Raw genomic sequence first — 14705 nt, 5'->3', positions numbered from 1 at the left:
GCGTCGCCATCGGCGTGGCGCTCCTGCCCCGCCTGTCGACGGCGCTGCAGGCGAAGGATCATGACGACGCCAATGGGGCCATGGATCAGGCGGTGGTGTTCGGCCTGGCGCTCTGCCTGCCCGCCGCCGCGGCGCTGATGGCGATGCCGGGCTACCTGGTCGAGGGGTTCTTCGCGCGCGGCGCGTTCACGCCCAAGGACGCGGCCGCCTCCGCGGCGCTGCTGTTCCACTATGGCTGGGGCCTGCCGGCTTTCGTGCTGATCAAGATCCTGCAGCCGGCCTTCTTCGCGCGCGGGGACACCCGCCGGCCGATGAACTATTCGCTGATCTCCGTGGCGGTCAACGTCGCGCTGGGCGTCAGCCTGTTCTTCACCATCGGCTTCCCGGGCATCGCGCTGGCCACCGCCGCGGCCTCCTGGATCACCGTCTTGCAGATGGTGGTGAAGCTCTGGCGCGACGATATCTGGCGGCCCTCGGCGCGGGCCACGGGCAAGATCGTCCGGGTGGCCGCCGCCTGCCTTGGCCTGGGCGCCGCGCTGGCGCTCGCCTCCCACTTCCGCCCGGTGCTGGAGGCGCCTCTGGCCGGCTTCAGGCTCGGGCCCCTGCACGCCAAGGAGGTCACCGTGCTGCTGGTTTGCCTGGCCGGCGCCGTGCTCTATCCGGCCCTGCTGTTCGCCTTCGGCGGCGTCACCCCGGCCGAGGCGCGCGCGGCGCTCAAGCGGCGCAAGGGCGAGGCGGGACCCGTCGCCTCGGGCTTGCCGTAGGACGCACTCAGGCTTATTCGAGCCTCATGGCTTGCGGCTCACAGACTTGGCGATGGCGCTGACCCGCTGAACGACCCGTCATCTCGGGCCTTGCGCCAACCTTTTGCGTAAGGCATGGCGCCCTCTAGCCTCAGAAGCCTTTCCATGACCGACCAAGCCCCGGCCCCCTACGCGGGACCTCAGCGCGTGCTCTCCGGCGTGCAGCCGTCCGGCGACCTGCACCTCGGCAACTACCTCGGCGCCCTGGTGAAGTTCGCGCGCCTGCAGCACGAGATCGAGACCTTCATCTTCGTGGCCGACCTGCACGCCATCACCGCCTGGCAGGACCCGGCGAAGCTGAAGGACCAGGTCCGCGAGATCGCCGCAGCCTACCTGGCCACGGGCCTCGACCCCAAGGTCGCCACCATCTTCGCCCAGTCCGCCGTGCCCGCGCACGCCGAGCTCGCCTGGGTGTTCAACTGCGTGGCGCGGCTGGGCTGGCTCGACCGGATGACCCAGTTCAAGGACAAGGCCGGCAAGCACAAGGAGCGCGAGAGCGTCGGCCTCTACACCTACCCGGTGCTGCAGGCCGCCGACATCCTGGTCTACAAGGCGACCCACGTGCCGGTGGGCGAGGACCAGCGCCAGCACCTCGAACTGACCCGCGACATCGCCGCCAAGTTCAACCACGACTTCGACGCGCCGGGCTTCTTTCCCCTGCCGGACGCCCTGACCCAGGGGCCGGGCGCGCGGATCATGAGCCTGCGCGACGGGACGGTGAAGATGTCCAAGTCGGACCCGTCGGACAATTCGCGGATCAACCTGACGGACGACGCCGACACCATCGCCCAGAAGGTCCGCAAAGCCCGCACCGACGCCGACCTGCTGCCGGAGAAGCTCGCCGACCTCGACGGGAGGCCCGAAGCCCAGAACCTGGTCGGGGTCTATGCGGCGCTCTCCGGCCGCGAGGCCCAGGACGTGCTGAGCGAGTTCACCGGCCAGGGCTTCGGGGCCTTCAAGCCCAAGCTCGCCGACCTGGCCGTCGCGGTGATGGGCCCGATCGGCGGCGAGATGCGCCGGCTGCTGTCCGACCCCGCCGAGATCGACCGCATCCTCGCGGCCGGCGGCGAGCGGGCCCGCGAGGTCGCCGCCCCGACGCTGGCCGAGGTCAAGCGCATCGTCGGCTACTGGGCCGGGTGAGCTTGCGCGCGGACCCCCTTGCCTAGGAATTGGAGGCGCCGCACCGTCCGGCCATGAGCGAGCGCAAGTTCCTGGTCGTCGCCGACGATACGCCGGAGTACCAGGCGGCGCTGCGCTTCGCCTGCCGCCGGGCGCGGTCCACCGGCGGCCGCGTGGCGCTCCTCAGGGTGATCGAACCGGCGGTGTTCGAGCACTGGAGCGGCGTGCGCGAGGAGATCGAGCGCCAGGCGCGCGACGAAGCCGAGGCCGTGCTCCAGCAGTCCGCCGAGTTCGTCCAGGCCGAGACCGGCTTCCCGCCGGAATATCTGATCGTCGACGCGGACAACGTGCGCGCGGGGCTACGCCAGGTCATCGGGTCCGACCCCGACATCAAGATCCTGGTGCTGGCCGCCGCGGTCGGCGGGCGCGGGCCGGGGCCGCTGGTGATGTCGCTGGCCAAGGAAGGCGTCACCTGGGGCGCCCGCAAAGTGCCGGTGACCCTGGTCCCCGGCGACCTCACCGACGAGGAGATCGCCGATCTGGCGTGACTTGCGCCGCCGCGCCACAAGCGCCACATCTCTCCTCATGTTCATTCAGACGGAAGCCACGCCGAACCCCGAGGTGCTGAAGTTCCTGCCCGGCCGCGAGGTGATGGGCGAGGGCACGCGGGACTTCCGCGACGCCGACGCGGCCGGCGCCTCGACCCTGGCCAGCGAGCTGTTCACGATCGATGGCGTCACCCGGGTGTTCTTCGGCCCCGATTTCCTGACCGTCGGCAAGACGGATGGTCACGACTGGAGCCACCTGAAGGCGCCGATCCTGGCCGCCATCATGGACCACTTCACCTCCGGCCAGCCGCTGTTCGCCGGCGAGGGCGACCAGGCCGGCGGCCATGACGAAGGCGCCTACGAGGGCGAAACCGCTCAGATCGTCGCCGAGATCAAGGACCTGCTGGACACCCGTATCCGCCCGGCCGTGGCCCAGGACGGCGGCGACATCCTGTTCTCCCGCTTCGACGACAAGACCGGCGTCGTCTACCTGAACATGCGCGGCGCCTGCTCGGGCTGCCCGTCGTCCTCGGCGACGCTGAAGGCCGGAGTCGAGAACATGCTCAAGCACTACGTCCCGGAAGTGACGGGGGTGGAGCAAACACTTTAGAACGAGGGCGATGATCGTCCTCGGCCTCGACACCTGCCTTTCAAGCTGCTCGGTCGCCGTGCTCGACGGCGGGCGCGTGGTCGCCTCCGCGCGCGAGGTGATGGCGCGCGGCCATCAGGAGCGGCTGGCCCCCATGGCGCAGGCGGTGATGGCGCAGGCGGGCCTCGCGTTCGACCGGCTGGAACGCATCGCCGTCACCGTCGGGCCCGGCTCCTTCACCGGCCTTCGTGTCGGCATCGCCTTCGCCAAGGGCCTGGCGCTGGCGCTCGATCTCCCGGCGGTCGGGATCGGGACGCTGGAAGCGCTCGCGGCTGAAGCCCCATTTGCGAAGGAGGGCGGCCTGGTGTTCCCGGCCATCGACGCCCGCCGCGGCCAGCTCTACCTCCAGGCCTTCGAGGACGGCCACGCCCTGATGGCGCCCGACGCGCTCGCTGCCGAGACCGCCGCGGCCCGCCTCGCCGAGCTCTCCCAGGGCCGGCCGTTCACCCTGGTGGGATCCGGCGCCGCCCTGCTGGCCGACCTGGCGCCCGGCGCGCGCCTCATCCCGGCCGAGGGCGCCGACGCCCGCCACGTCGCCCGCCTCGCCGCCGCCCGCGACCCCGCGCCGCTGAAGCCGCTCTATCTGCGCGCGCTGGACGCCAAGCTGCCGGCATGAGGCTGACCCTGGCCACCGCCGCCGAGTGCGAAGCCATGGCCCGCGTCCACGCCGAGGCCTTCCCGGCGTCCTGGCGCGAAGACGAGTTCGAGGACCTGTTGGACGGTGAGGGCATCTACGGCTTCCTGGCCGCGAACGACGCCGCGCCGCTGGGCGTCATCCTCTGCCGGGTCGCAGCCGGCGAGATGGAGGTGCTGACCCTGGGCGTCAGCCCCGCCGCGCGCCGCCGCAGCGTCGCCCGCGCGCTGATGGCCGCGGCGATTCCCGTCGCCCGCGACCTGGGCGCCGCGGAGGCCTTCCTGGAGGTCGCCGTCGACAACGATCCGGCCATCGCCCTCTACGAAGCCCTGGGTTTCCGCAAGGCGGGCCTGCGCAAGGCCTATTACAACCGCGGCCCCGCCGGCGTCGTGGACGCCCTGGTCATGCGCCTCGACCTTAACGCCGCCGCCGCTTAGACCTATTCTGGTTGGGAACGAGGACTTTGGAGCCCGCTTTGTCGGACCGCATCGAAAAGCTCTGCGTCGAGAAGGGCATGCGCATGACCGAGCAGCGCCGCATCATCGCGCGCGTGCTGTCCGAGGCCCATGACCACCCCGACGTCGAGGAGCTGCACCGCCGGGCGCATGCGGTCGACCCGCACATCTCCATCGCCACCGTCTACCGGACGGTGCGCCTGTTCGACGAGGCCGGCATCATCACCCGCCACGACTTCCGCGACGGCCGCTCCCGCTACGAAGAGCACCCGGAAACCCACCACGACCACCTGATCGACATGAAGACCGGCCGGGTGGTGGAGTTCGTCGACGCCGAGATCGAGGCCCTGCAGGAAGCCATCGCCCAGAAGCTCGGCTACCGGCTGGTGGACCACCGGCTGGAGCTCTACGGGATGCCCATCGAGGAGAAGTGAGCAATCTACTGTCTTCCCCCGGTACGGGGGAAACCATCCCCGACAGGATGGTTTGGCTGGAGGGTCGATGGGGGAAGTCGAACGGCAGACAACACTTCCCCCATTGTCGCCCGCCTTCGGCATTGGCGACATTTCCCCCGTACCGGGGGAAGGCTCCCAACCTTGCACCGCCTCTCCTGCGCCCCCATAACCCGGTCATGTCCGCCCCAGCGCCGTCCAAGCGCCTCTTCATCAAGACCTACGGCTGTCAGATGAACGTCTACGACAGCGAGCGGATGGCCGACGTGCTGTCGCCGCTGGGCTATGCGGTGACCGACAGCCCCGAGGGCGCGGACCTCGTGGTGCTGAACACCTGCCATATCCGCGAGAAGGCCACCGAGAAGGTCTATTCCGAGCTCGGCAAGCTGAAGGAGATGCGCGACGAGCGGGTCGCCCAGGGCGGGTCGCGCATGACCATCGCGGTCGCCGGCTGCGTCGCCCAGGCCGAGGGCGAGGAGATCATGCGCCGCCAGCCCGCCGTGGACCTGGTTGTGGGCCCGCAGGCCTATCACCAGCTGCCGGAGCTGATTGCGCGGTCCCACCGCGCCCGTGGCGAGCGGCTGTCCGCCGACTTCGCCCCCGAGGAGAAGTTCGACGCCCTGGCGCCGGCCGGCCGCCACGCGACCGGCGTCACCGCCTTTCTCACCGTGCAGGAGGGCTGCGACAAGTTCTGCACCTTCTGCGTGGTGCCCTACACCCGCGGCGGCGAGTGGTCGCGCAGCCCTGAGGCCATCGAGACGGAGGCCCGCGACCTGGCCGCCCAGGGCGTGCGCGAGGTCACCCTGCTGGGCCAGAACGTCAACGCCTACGCCGGTGACGGCGGGCTCGCCGCCCTGGTGCGCCGCCTGGCGGCGATCGAGGGCCTCGACCGCATCCGCTACACGACCAGCCACCCGCGCGACATGGACGAGGCGCTGATCGCCGCCCACGCCGAGGTGGACGCGCTCATGCCCTACCTGCACCTGCCGGTGCAGTCCGGGTCGGACCGCATCCTCAAGGCGATGAACCGCGCCCACACCGCGCAGAGCTATGTCCGCCTGATCGACAAGATCCGCAGCGCCCGGCCCGACATCGCCATCTCCGGCGACTTCATCGTCGGCTTCCCCGGCGAGCGCGACGCCGACTTCGAGGCGACGCTCGATCTGGTGCGCGAGGTCGGCTACGCCACCGCCTTCTCGTTCAAATATTCCCGCCGTCCGGGCACGCCGGCCGCCGCCATGCCGGGGCAGGTCGACGAGGCGGTGAAGGACGAACGGCTGGCGCGGCTCAACGCCCTGCTGGACGAACAGGCCCGCGCCTTCAATGCGTCACAGGTCGGCAAGGTGCTCCCCGTGCTCTTCGAGCGGCCCGGCCGCCATGCCGGGCAGCTTATCGGGCGCAGCCCCTATCTGCAGGCGGTGCACGCCACCGCGCCGGATCGCTTGATCGGCCAGATCGTTTCGGTGCGGATCGAGTCCGCCGCCCGGATGAGCCTGGCGGGCGCGCTCGTGGAGACTGCAGAGCTGGAGCTTGCCCCCGAGATGGCCTTGTGAGCCGCGCGCCTGAATTCGTCACCCTCTCCGACGCCGCCGCCCGAGCGGTGGCCGGCGCCAATTCCCGCCACGCGGCCCTGATCGAGGACGCCTTCGACGTGCTGGTCGAAACGCCGGGCGGCGGAGTGTCCCTCACCGGCGACTCGAAGGGCCGCGCCCAGGCCAAGAAGGCGGTCCACGCGATCGCGGCCCGCGCCGACCAGGGGCTGGAGATCGCCGAGGCCGACGTGCGCGTGGCGATCGGCAACGCCAAGTCCGGCGGCGCGGTGCCCGGGGTCCTGCCCGTCGGCCGCCGCGGCCAGGTGGCCCCCAAGACCGCGATGCAGGCGGAGTACCTGCAGGCGCTGGCCAAGTGCGAACTGGTGTTCGGGCTGGGTCCCGCCGGCACCGGCAAGACCTTCCTGGCCGTAGCCCACGGCGCGGGCCTGTTGCTGCGCGGCGAAGTCGACCGGCTGATCGTCTCGCGGCCGGCGGTCGAGGCCGGCGAGCGGCTGGGGTTCCTGCCGGGCGACCTCACCGAGAAGGTCGACCCCTACATGGCGCCGGTCTGGGAGGCGCTGACGGATATCCTCGGGGCCGACCAGCTGCGCCGCCGGCGCGAAAAGGGCGAGATCGAGGTCGCCCCCATCGCCTTCCTGCGCGGCCGCACGCTCGCGCATGCTTTCGTCATCGTCGACGAGGCGCAGAACGCCACCCGCCTGCAGATGAAGATGGTGCTGACCCGCCTGGGCGAAGGCGCCCGCATGGTGGTCACCGGCGACCCGACCCAGATCGACCTGGTCAATATCCGCGACAGCGGCCTGGCCCACGCCGTGGGCCTGTTGGAGGGGGTGAAGGGTATCGCCGTCACCCGCTTCTCCGCCGAGGACGTGGTCCGCCACCCGCTCGTCGAACGCATCGTCCGCGCCTATGACGCCGACGCGGCCAAGGCCGGACGCGCCATTTGATCGACATGGAAATCGAGGACGCGGCCTGGACGACGGCGCTCCCGGAGGCGGAAGCCCTGGCGCGCGCGGCGGCCGAGGCGACGCTCGCCTCCGAGGGAGCTGTCGGCGAGGGCGTGACCCTGCTCCTCACCGACGACGAGGCGGTTCGAGACCTGAACGCCCGCTTCCGGCAGCAGGACAAGCCGACCAATGTGCTGTCGTTTCCCGCGCTGCCGAATCCCGACCGGTCCCTGGGCGACGTCGCCCTGGCCTATGGCGTTTGCGCGCGGGAAGCCCGCGAACAGGACAAGCCGCTGGCGCATCACCTGCAGCATCTGGTGGCGCATGGGGTGCTGCACCTTCTAGGATATGACCACATGAGCGATGCCGAGGCCGCCGAGATGGAGGCCCTCGAGCGCGTCGTCCTGGCCGGGCTGGGGGTTCCTGACCCCTACCTGGCGGGTGAAGGAGACCATGACCGACCCCCGTCCGTCGCCTGAGGCTTTCGCCGCGCACAAGCATCGGGGCGTGCTCTCCCTGTTCGACCGGTTCCGCAGCCGTCCGGCCCAGGACGCCGGTTCGGTTCCGGAGGCGCCCACCGCCGCCACCGGCGAGCTGGTCAGCCAGGCGCGCGCCTTCCAGGAGTTGCGCGTCGACGATGTCATGAAGCCGCGCGCCGACATCGTGGCGGTGGCCAAGGACTGCACCTTCGCCGAGCTCGTCGCCCGCTTCGTAGAGGCCGAGCACAGCCGCATGCCGGTCTACAAGGAGACCCTCGACGAGCCGGTGGGCGTGGTCCACGTCAAGGACGTCTTCAAGCTGCTGGCCCGCAAGACCCGCAAGCCGCGGCCCGGGGACCACGTGCTGTCCGGCCGCCACAACCTGGTGCGCCCGGTGCTCTACGTCCCGGCCTCGATGCGCGGCTCGGAGCTGCTGGGCCAGATGCGCGCCAGGCAGACCCACATGGCCCTGGTGATCGACGAGTTCGGCGGCACCGACGGCCTGGTGACCCTCGAGGACCTGCTGGAGACCCTGGTCGGCGAGATCGAGGACGAGCACGACGACGCGGCCGAGGACGGTCATGCGCCGATCATCAGGGACGGCGACGGCTGGGTGGTCGACGGCCGGACCCCGCTGGAGGACCTGGAGGCGGCCATCGGCGACGGCGTCGATCTGGCCCCGCCCGACCTCGACGAGGAGATCGACACCGTGGCCGGCCTCGTCAACGCGCTCGCCGGCCGGGTGCCGAAGCGGCGCGAGCTCGTCGAGCATCCGGGCGGCTTCGTCATAGAGGTGCTCTCGGCCGATCCGCGGCGGGTGAAGCGGGTGCGCGTGCGCCGCATCCCGTCCGGGCGGCTCGATCCCTCGCTGGCGGACTGACGCCGGTTGATGCCTTTGAGCTGGCGCCAAGGTTGGCCGGCCCGCGGGCTGTCGCTGCTGGCGGGGGTGGCCGCGGGGTTGGCGCACCCGCCGTTCGGCGTCCTGCCCGGCCTGCTTGGCTACGCCCTGCTGCTGGCGCTGATCGACGCCGACGGTCCGCGGCCGCTGCGCTCGGCCTTCTTCCGCGGCTGGCTGGACGGGCTCGGCTACTTCGCCGTCGGCGTGCACTGGATCACCGAGCCGTTCATGGTCGACGCCAAGGAGCAGGGCTGGATGGCGCCCTTCGCCCTGGTCCTGATGGCCGCCGGCCTGGCGCTGTTCTGGGGCGCCGCGGCGCTGGCGTACCGGGCGCTGAAGACCCGCGGGCCCGCGCGCATCCTGGTGTTCGCGGGTTGCCTCGCCGGCTTCGAGTGGCTGCGCGGCCACGTGCTGTCCGGCTTTCCCTGGGACCTGCCCGGCGAGACCTGGCGGGCGGGTTCCGCGCCGTCGCAGGCCGCCTCGGTGGTCGGCGCCTATGGCCTGACCTGGATCACCCTCGCCGTGGCCGCCACGCCGGCCGTGCTGGCCCAGGACATCGGCCGGCGGACGAAGGCCGGCGCCCTCGCCGTCGCCGCGGCGGTGCTCGCCGGCCTCTACGCCTTCGGCCTCAGCCGCCTCGCGCAGGCCGTCGAGCCGTCGGCGCACGCGCCGGTCATCCGGGTGGTGCAGGCCGACATCGACCAGAAAAAGAAGTGGCGGCCGGAGAACCTGGGCCTGGTCTTCGACACCTACGTTGGCCTCACCGAGCACAAGGGACCTGTGCAGCCGGACATCGTCATCTGGCCGGAGGGCGCGCTTCCGGCGGTGATCGACGAGCTCATTGCGCCGGGCTCGCCCTACGCGTCTCGCCTGCGCGACGCCTTCGCCCCCGGCCAGACGCTGCTGATGGGCGCCAACCACGCCGAGCTGGGTCCCGGCGGGACCGCGCGCTACTTCAACAGCCTGGTCGCCTTCCGCCGTGAGGCCGACGGCCTGCGGGTCACCGGCGTCTACGACAAGCACCACCTGGTGCCGTTCGGCGAGTACATGCCGCTGGGCGAGATCGCCACCAAGGTCGGCTTCCGCAGCCTGGTGCACATGCCCGACGACTTCACCGCCGGGCCGCCGTCGCAGCCGATCTCGCCCGCGGGCGCCCCGCCCGTCCAGGTGCTGATCTGCTACGAGGCGCTGTTCCCGGGCGTGACCCGCGCCGGCGCCGCGCGGGCGGGCCTGCGGCCGGCCTGGATCCTCAACATCTCCAATGATGCCTGGTTCGGCGTGACCTCGGGCCCGCTGCAGCACCTCAACCTCGCCAGCTACCGCGCCATCGAGGAGGGCCTGCCTATCGTTCGCGCCACGCCGACCGGCGTTTCCGCGGTCATCGACGCCTACGGGCGGACCGAGCCAGGCGCTCGTCTGGCATTGGGCGCCCTGGGTGTAATTGACGCACCCCTGCCTCCGGCCCTGCAACCTACGCTGTACACGAGGGCGGGCGACCTCTACTTCGCGGGCCTGCTCCTATTGTCCGGCCTGGCGGCTCTGGCCTATCGTGTTCGATAAGCGCGTTAACTATTGATGCTCAAAGGCCGCGTCTGGCATCTCGCTTGCCCGGCGATGTTTGACTGGGAAGCTGCATGGACAAGGCCGAAGAGCCGGAACGGGCCCCGAACCCCATCGACCGCCACGTGGGCCTGCGGATCCGCATGCGCCGCAAGGAGCTGGGGATCAGCCAGGAGCGGCTGGCGGAGTCCATCGGCCTCACCTTCCAGCAGGTCCAGAAGTACGAGCGCGCCGCCAACCGGGTGAGCGCCTCGAAGCTGTGGGAGATGGCCCGCGCGCTCTCCACGAACATCAGCTACTTCTACGAGGGGCTCAGCGACGCCATTGAAACGCCCGGCTCCAATTTGCCGCGCGAGACCTTGCAGGACTTCCTGCTGACCCCCGAGGGAATGGAGCTCGCCGCCGTCTTTCCGAAGATTCCCACGGGCCGGGTGCGCCGCCGGATGCTCGACCTGGTCCGCGCCATGGCCGGCGAGCCGGACACCCCCGAGGGCTGATGCAGCCTTAACCCGGCGGGCCGAATGTGTGCTTGGCGGGATATAAAGACTTCTTTATAGGCTTGCCGACCTCATTGGGCGGCCGCCGCATGCCTCGGGCGGCCCCGTTATTTCCCGGAGCCAAGCGCCGTGAGCCGTTCCAGCTACATCTTCACGTCCGAAAGCGTGTCCGAGGGCCATCCGGACAAGGTGGCCGACCGGATCTCCGACACCGTCGTCGACGCCTTCCTGGCCGCCGAACCGGAGGCGCGCGTCGCCTGCGAGACTTTGGTCACCACCAACCGCGTCGTGCTGGCGGGCGAAGTCCGCGCCGGCCGTCCGGGCGGCTCCAAGGCCGAGAACAAGCAACTGACCAAGGACATCCTGCGCGGCCTGGAGCCGAAGGTGCGCCAGGCGATCAAGGACATCGGCTACGAGCAGAAGGGCTTCCACTGGGCCAAGGCCAAGTTCGCCTGCTACCTGCACTCGCAGTCCGCCCACATCGCCCAGGGCGTCGACGCCAGCGACAAGAAGGACGAGGGCGCGGGCGACCAGGGGATCATGTTCGGCTACGCCTGCGACGAGACCCCCTCGCTGATGCCGGCGACGCTGCAATATTCCCACGACATCCTGCGCCGGCTGGCCGAGGTCCGTCACTCCGGCGAGTGCGCCGCGCTGGAGCCGGACGCCAAGAGCCAGGTCACCCTGCGCTACGAGGACAGCCGCCCGGTCGAGGTGCTGCAGATCGTCGTCTCGACCCAGCACAAGAAGCGCATCGGCCTGCACTCGGCGACCCCGAAGCGGATCGAGGCGCTGATCCGCCCCTATGTGGAGGGCGTCTTCCCGGCGGGCCTGATCACCAAAAGGACCAAGTGGCACGTCAATCCCACCGGCCGCTTCGAGATCGGCGGGCCGGACGGCGACGCGGGCCTCACCGGCCGCAAGATCATCGTCGACTCCTTCGGCGGCGCGGCCCCGCACGGCGGCGGCGCCTTCTCCGGCAAGGACCCCACCAAGGTGGACCGCTCGGCCGCCTACGCCTGCCGCTACCTGGCCAAGAACGTCGTCGCCGCGGGCCTGGCGCGCAAGTGCACCATCCAGATCAGCTATGCGATCGGCGTCGCCCAGCCGCTCAGCTTCTACGTCGACCTGCACAACACCGGCGAGATCGACCCGGCCAAGCTCGAGCTCGCCCTGCCGGAGATGATCGGCGGCGCGACGCCCAGGGCTATCCGCGAGCACCTGGGCCTCAACAAGCCGATCTACGCCCGCACCGCCGCCTACGGCCATTTCGGCCGCCAGCCCGACAACGAAGGCGGCTTCTCCTGGGAACGCCCGGACCTCGCCGAAGAACTGAAGAAGCTGGCGTAGGGCTCAATCCCTCCTCTGGCCGTCATCCCCGGGCTTGTCCCGGGGATCCATACGCACCGACAGTTCAGGCAAATCCCGCCCGCCCGCGTCCATGGATGGCCGGGACAAGCCCCGCCATGACGAGTAGGGAGGGGGAAATGACCGTCCACCCGCCGCTCCGCTCCTACGGCCGCCTGAAGACGCGGACCATCAAGCCGCGCCAGGCGGCGCTGGTCGAAAACCTGCTGCCGTCGCTGCGTCCGCCTGCGGGCGCTTTCGATCCCCGCGCGCTGAAGCCGGACGCCGCCGAGGTCTGGCTGGAGATCGGCTTCGGCGGCGGCGAGCACATGGCCGCCCAGGCCGGGCTTCATCCCGACGTGCTGGTGATCGGCGCCGAGCCGTTCCAGAACGGGGTGGCGAGCGCGCTGCGGCATATCGACGAGCAGGCGCTCGGCAACGTCCGCGTCCACGATGGCGACGCCCGCGACCTGATGGCCCGGCTGCCCGACGCCAGCCTCGACCGCGCTTTCATCCTCTTCCCCGACCCCTGGCCCAAGGCGCGCCACAACAAGCGCCGCCTGGTCCAGGCCGAGACCGTGGCCGAACTCGCGCGCCTGCTGAAGCCGGGCGGCGCCTTGCGCTACGCCAGCGACTGGGCCGACTACGTCGACTGGAGCCTCGAGCGGTTCGTGAAGAACCCCGCCTTCCGCTGGGTGGCGGACCAGGCGTCCGACTGGCGCATCCCGCCCGCCGACCACATCACCACCCGCTACGAGGAAAAACGCCTCGGCGACTGCGCCCCGGTGTTCCTGGACTTCGTGAGGACCTAGGCGCTCTTCGCCCGCTCGATCGACGCGCGGATCAGGTCGGCGGTCTCCTCGGGGTCCGCCCAGCCTCTGATCTGCACGGCCTTGCCCTTCTCCAGGTCCTTATAGTGCTGGAAGAAGTGGGCGATCTGCTCGGTGAGGATCACCGGCAGGCTGCGCCAGCTGTCGACCCCCTTGTAGAAGGGGTGCAGCGCGTCCACCGGCACCGCCAGCACCTTCTCGTCGCCGCCGGCCTCGTCGGTCATCATCAGGGCGCCGATCGGCCGGCAGCGGATCACCGCGCCCGGCACGACCGGCGTCGGGCCCACCACCATGATGTCCATCGGGTCGCCGTCGTCGGCCAGGGTGTGCGGGATGAAGCCGTAGTTGCCCGGATAGAACATCGCCGTGTGCAGGAAACGGTCGACGAAGATGGCCCCGCTTTCCTTGTCCATCTCGTACTTCACCGGCTCGCCGCCCTGCGGGATCTCGATGATGGCGTTGACGTCATAGGGCGGGTTCACGCCGACGGGAATCTTGGACAGGTCCATGGGGAGGCCTTCTGGGGGAGGAAGCAGGGTCGGGTCTTTAAGGCCAATCCGGCTCGACCGTAAGCCCGGCGCCGGCGCATAGTTGCGTGAACTCCGGAGGCCAATCTTGTCGCAACCCAACTCGACCCCCGTTCGCGTCGTCGGCCTGGCGGGAAGTCTGCGGCAGGGCTCCTACAACCGCGCCCTGCTGCGCGCGGCGCAGGGGATGGCGCCCGAGGGCATGACCATCGAGATCTTCGACCTGCTCGCGGTGCCGCTCTACAACGCCGACGTCGAGGCCGCCGGCGATCCCGAGGGCGTGGCCGCGCTGAAGGCGGCGATCCGGGCGGCGGACAGCGTCCTCTTCGTGACGCCGGAGTACAACCATGGCGTCCCCGGCGTGATGAAAAACGCCGTCGACTGGGCCTCTCGGCCCCCGCGCGAAGCCCCGCTGGGCGCCAAGCCCGTCGGCATCATCGGCGCCTCGCCGGGCATGACCGGCAGCGCGCGCGGCCAGAGCCAGCTCCGCCAGGCCTTCGAGTTCACCAACTCCTACTGCATGCCCCAGCCGGAAATCCTGGTGTTCCGCGCCCACGAGAAGTTCGACGCCGAGGGCCGGCTGACGGACGAGGGGACGGCGAAGTTCCTGGGGGTCTATCTGGAGGCGTTCAAGGCTTGGACGCTGAGGTTCAAGGCAGGGTAGGCCGTCGAACGTCCTTCTCCCGTTGTGGGAGAAGGTGGCCTGCGAAGCAGGTCGGATGTGGGGTCGAAAGCCCTATCCGATCTGAGCTTTAGGATCGCGCCGAGAGCGGAGCGCGACCCCACATCCGTCACCCTCCGGGCGACACCTTCTCCCACAAGGGGAGAAGGGCGGGTGACATCTGACGATGAGGCTACTGGAAAAGACGGAGCGGCTATTCCAATGCGCCGCCATTGAGAACGTCCTCCGCCGCGAACATTCTTGGCATTTTGAGTTCTCATCCGCTTCTCTAAGCGTCGAACACCTATGGCGAGTGCTTGCGGATGGCGCTCCGGTGCTCACAGATCGCGAGGACGGCCTGACCTATGGCGGCCCCGTCGCAATCGACGCACAGGACGAGGCGCGTCGGCTCTTGCTCGGGCTCCGCGTCTTGGGAGCCATTGTCGATCCCGAGACCGCTGACTTGAGGATTTCCTTCGACGGCGGTCTTCGGCTCGACGTTCTAACCATCGCTCCGCGCACCGTGGCTTGGGAGGTGTCGGGGCCAAAGTTCTGCATCGCTGCTCGTGGTGGCAGGCTGTCCGAGCCCTTTTGGTTCTTGGCGAGCGCGCCTGAGGCGTGACAAACCCCTCCCAAGCGCCTATATTCACCTCAACATCGTCCGTTAGCGCTGTAAGGCGCCTACGAGCGGCGGGCTCCGGCCCGGCCGCTTTTTTCTTTGCCGGAGGGCTGGCTGAGGCCAATGC

The 14705-nt window shown here is 70.1% G+C and carries 18 protein-coding genes; 17 read left to right on the top strand and 1 reads right to left on the bottom strand.

Annotated features, from left to right (window positions below; all coding sequences use genetic code 11):
• From JWP28_RS07995 to trmB, 15 genes are all read left to right on the top strand, one after another.
• A partial coding sequence (locus JWP28_RS07995; RefSeq protein WP_299541841.1) for a lipid II flippase MurJ occupies positions 1-764 on the top strand: 764 nt, incomplete at its 5' end.
• A gap of 144 nt (positions 765-908) precedes the next feature.
• Positions 909-1943 carry a tryptophan--tRNA ligase gene (trpS, locus tag JWP28_RS07990; protein WP_299541839.1) on the top strand — a complete coding sequence of 345 codons (1035 nt, stop codon included), beginning with the start codon at positions 909-911 and terminating at the stop codon, positions 1941-1943.
• A 53-nt stretch (positions 1944-1996) separates the two neighbouring features.
• Entirely contained in the window at positions 1997-2470 is a 474-nt protein-coding gene (locus JWP28_RS07985) for a universal stress protein (RefSeq protein WP_299541837.1), read from the top strand.
• Positions 2471-2507: 37 nt separating this feature from the next.
• Positions 2508-3080: a NifU family protein gene (locus JWP28_RS07980; protein ID WP_299541835.1), complete on the top strand. Its 573-nt coding sequence runs from the start codon at positions 2508-2510 to the stop codon at positions 3078-3080.
• Between the two features lie 13 nt (positions 3081-3093).
• Positions 3094-3735: a tRNA (adenosine(37)-N6)-threonylcarbamoyltransferase complex dimerization subunit type 1 TsaB gene (gene tsaB / locus JWP28_RS07975; protein WP_299541847.1), complete on the top strand. Its 642-nt coding sequence runs from the start codon at positions 3094-3096 to the stop codon at positions 3733-3735.
• Positions 3732-4190 (top strand): GNAT family N-acetyltransferase, encoded by a 459-nt coding sequence (locus JWP28_RS07970; protein WP_299541833.1) that lies wholly within the window; start codon positions 3732-3734, stop codon positions 4188-4190. The genes tsaB and JWP28_RS07970 overlap by 4 nt, the downstream gene beginning before the upstream one ends.
• Before the next feature lie 77 nt (positions 4191-4267).
• On the top strand, positions 4268-4642 hold the full coding sequence (locus JWP28_RS07965; protein ID WP_299541845.1) for a Fur family transcriptional regulator: 375 nt from the start codon (positions 4268-4270) through the stop codon (positions 4640-4642).
• A 197-nt stretch (positions 4643-4839) separates the two neighbouring features.
• A complete protein-coding gene (gene miaB / locus JWP28_RS07960; protein WP_299541831.1) occupies positions 4840-6213 on the top strand; it encodes a tRNA (N6-isopentenyl adenosine(37)-C2)-methylthiotransferase MiaB in 1374 nt (457 codons plus the stop codon).
• The gene (locus JWP28_RS07955; protein WP_299541829.1) at positions 6210-7160 is read left to right on the top strand and encodes a PhoH family protein; all 951 of its coding nucleotides are present in this window, start codon (positions 6210-6212) and stop codon (positions 7158-7160) included. The genes miaB and JWP28_RS07955 overlap by 4 nt, the downstream gene beginning before the upstream one ends.
• A gap of 5 nt (positions 7161-7165) precedes the next feature.
• Entirely contained in the window at positions 7166-7639 is a 474-nt protein-coding gene (gene ybeY / locus JWP28_RS07950) for an rRNA maturation RNase YbeY (protein WP_299541843.1), read from the top strand.
• Positions 7614-8519 (top strand): hemolysin family protein, encoded by a 906-nt coding sequence (locus tag JWP28_RS07945; RefSeq protein WP_299541827.1) that lies wholly within the window; start codon positions 7614-7616, stop codon positions 8517-8519. Before ybeY ends, JWP28_RS07945 begins: the two co-directional genes overlap by 26 nt.
• A 9-nt stretch (positions 8520-8528) precedes the next feature.
• Positions 8529-10097, top strand: coding sequence for an apolipoprotein N-acyltransferase (gene lnt, locus JWP28_RS07940; protein ID WP_299541825.1), 1569 nt, complete (start codon positions 8529-8531; stop codon positions 10095-10097).
• A 74-nt stretch (positions 10098-10171) separates the two neighbouring features.
• A complete protein-coding gene (locus tag JWP28_RS07935; protein WP_299541823.1) occupies positions 10172-10594 on the top strand; it encodes a helix-turn-helix transcriptional regulator in 423 nt (140 codons plus the stop codon).
• 129 nt (positions 10595-10723) lie between these two features.
• Entirely contained in the window at positions 10724-11944 is a 1221-nt protein-coding gene (gene metK / locus JWP28_RS07930; protein ID WP_299541821.1) for a methionine adenosyltransferase, read from the top strand.
• 137 nt (positions 11945-12081) lie between these two features.
• Positions 12082-12753 (top strand): tRNA (guanosine(46)-N7)-methyltransferase TrmB, encoded by a 672-nt coding sequence (trmB, locus tag JWP28_RS07925; RefSeq protein WP_299541819.1) that lies wholly within the window; start codon positions 12082-12084, stop codon positions 12751-12753.
• Here the strand turns inward: trmB and ppa are convergent.
• Positions 12750-13280 (bottom strand): inorganic diphosphatase, encoded by a 531-nt coding sequence (gene ppa / locus JWP28_RS07920; RefSeq protein ID WP_299541817.1) that lies wholly within the window; start codon positions 13278-13280, stop codon positions 12750-12752. The two genes, trmB and ppa, sit on opposite strands and share 4 nt — an antisense overlap.
• 106 nt (positions 13281-13386) lie before the next feature.
• Between ppa and JWP28_RS07915 the strand changes: the two genes are divergently transcribed.
• Positions 13387-13962 (top strand): NAD(P)H-dependent oxidoreductase, encoded by a 576-nt coding sequence (locus tag JWP28_RS07915; RefSeq protein WP_299541815.1) that lies wholly within the window; start codon positions 13387-13389, stop codon positions 13960-13962.
• A gap of 184 nt (positions 13963-14146) precedes the next feature.
• Complete coding sequence (locus tag JWP28_RS07910; protein ID WP_299541813.1) at positions 14147-14581, top strand: hypothetical protein; 435 nt, start codon at positions 14147-14149, stop codon at positions 14579-14581.
• The last annotated feature ends 124 nt before the right edge of the window (positions 14582-14705 follow it).

The organism is Phenylobacterium sp., assembly GCF_028290885.1.
Classification (GTDB): Bacteria; Pseudomonadota; Alphaproteobacteria; order Caulobacterales; family Caulobacteraceae; genus Phenylobacterium.
This window is presented reverse-complemented; position numbering and strand designations above follow the sequence as displayed.

Bases quoted from the DNA above. Each gene is read 5' to 3' on its own strand.
- JWP28_RS07965 (WP_299541845.1), top strand. From the start codon at position 4,268: ATGCGCATGACCGAGCAGCGCCGCATCATCGCGCGCGTGCTGTCCGAG.
- JWP28_RS07980 (WP_299541835.1), top strand. From the start codon at position 2,508: ATGTTCATTCAGACGGAAGCCACGCCGAACCCCGAGGTGCTGAAGTTC.
- JWP28_RS07910 (WP_299541813.1), top strand. From the start codon at position 14,147: ATGAGGCTACTGGAAAAGACGGAGCGGCTATTCCAATGCGCCGCCATT.
- JWP28_RS07945 (WP_299541827.1), top strand. From the start codon at position 7,614: ATGACCGACCCCCGTCCGTCGCCTGAGGCTTTCGCCGCGCACAAGCAT.
- ybeY (WP_299541843.1), top strand. From the start codon at position 7,166: ATGGAAATCGAGGACGCGGCCTGGACGACGGCGCTCCCGGAGGCGGAA.
- trmB (WP_299541819.1), top strand. From the start codon at position 12,082: ATGACCGTCCACCCGCCGCTCCGCTCCTACGGCCGCCTGAAGACGCGG.
- lnt (WP_299541825.1), top strand. From the start codon at position 8,529: ATGCCTTTGAGCTGGCGCCAAGGTTGGCCGGCCCGCGGGCTGTCGCTG.
- JWP28_RS07985 (WP_299541837.1), top strand. From the start codon at position 1,997: ATGAGCGAGCGCAAGTTCCTGGTCGTCGCCGACGATACGCCGGAGTAC.
- JWP28_RS07935 (WP_299541823.1), top strand. From the start codon at position 10,172: ATGGACAAGGCCGAAGAGCCGGAACGGGCCCCGAACCCCATCGACCGC.
- miaB (WP_299541831.1), top strand. From the start codon at position 4,840: ATGTCCGCCCCAGCGCCGTCCAAGCGCCTCTTCATCAAGACCTACGGC.
- ppa (WP_299541817.1), bottom strand. From the start codon at position 13,280: ATGGACCTGTCCAAGATTCCCGTCGGCGTGAACCCGCCCTATGACGTC.
- trpS (WP_299541839.1), top strand. From the start codon at position 909: ATGACCGACCAAGCCCCGGCCCCCTACGCGGGACCTCAGCGCGTGCTC.
- JWP28_RS07970 (WP_299541833.1), top strand. From the start codon at position 3,732: ATGAGGCTGACCCTGGCCACCGCCGCCGAGTGCGAAGCCATGGCCCGC.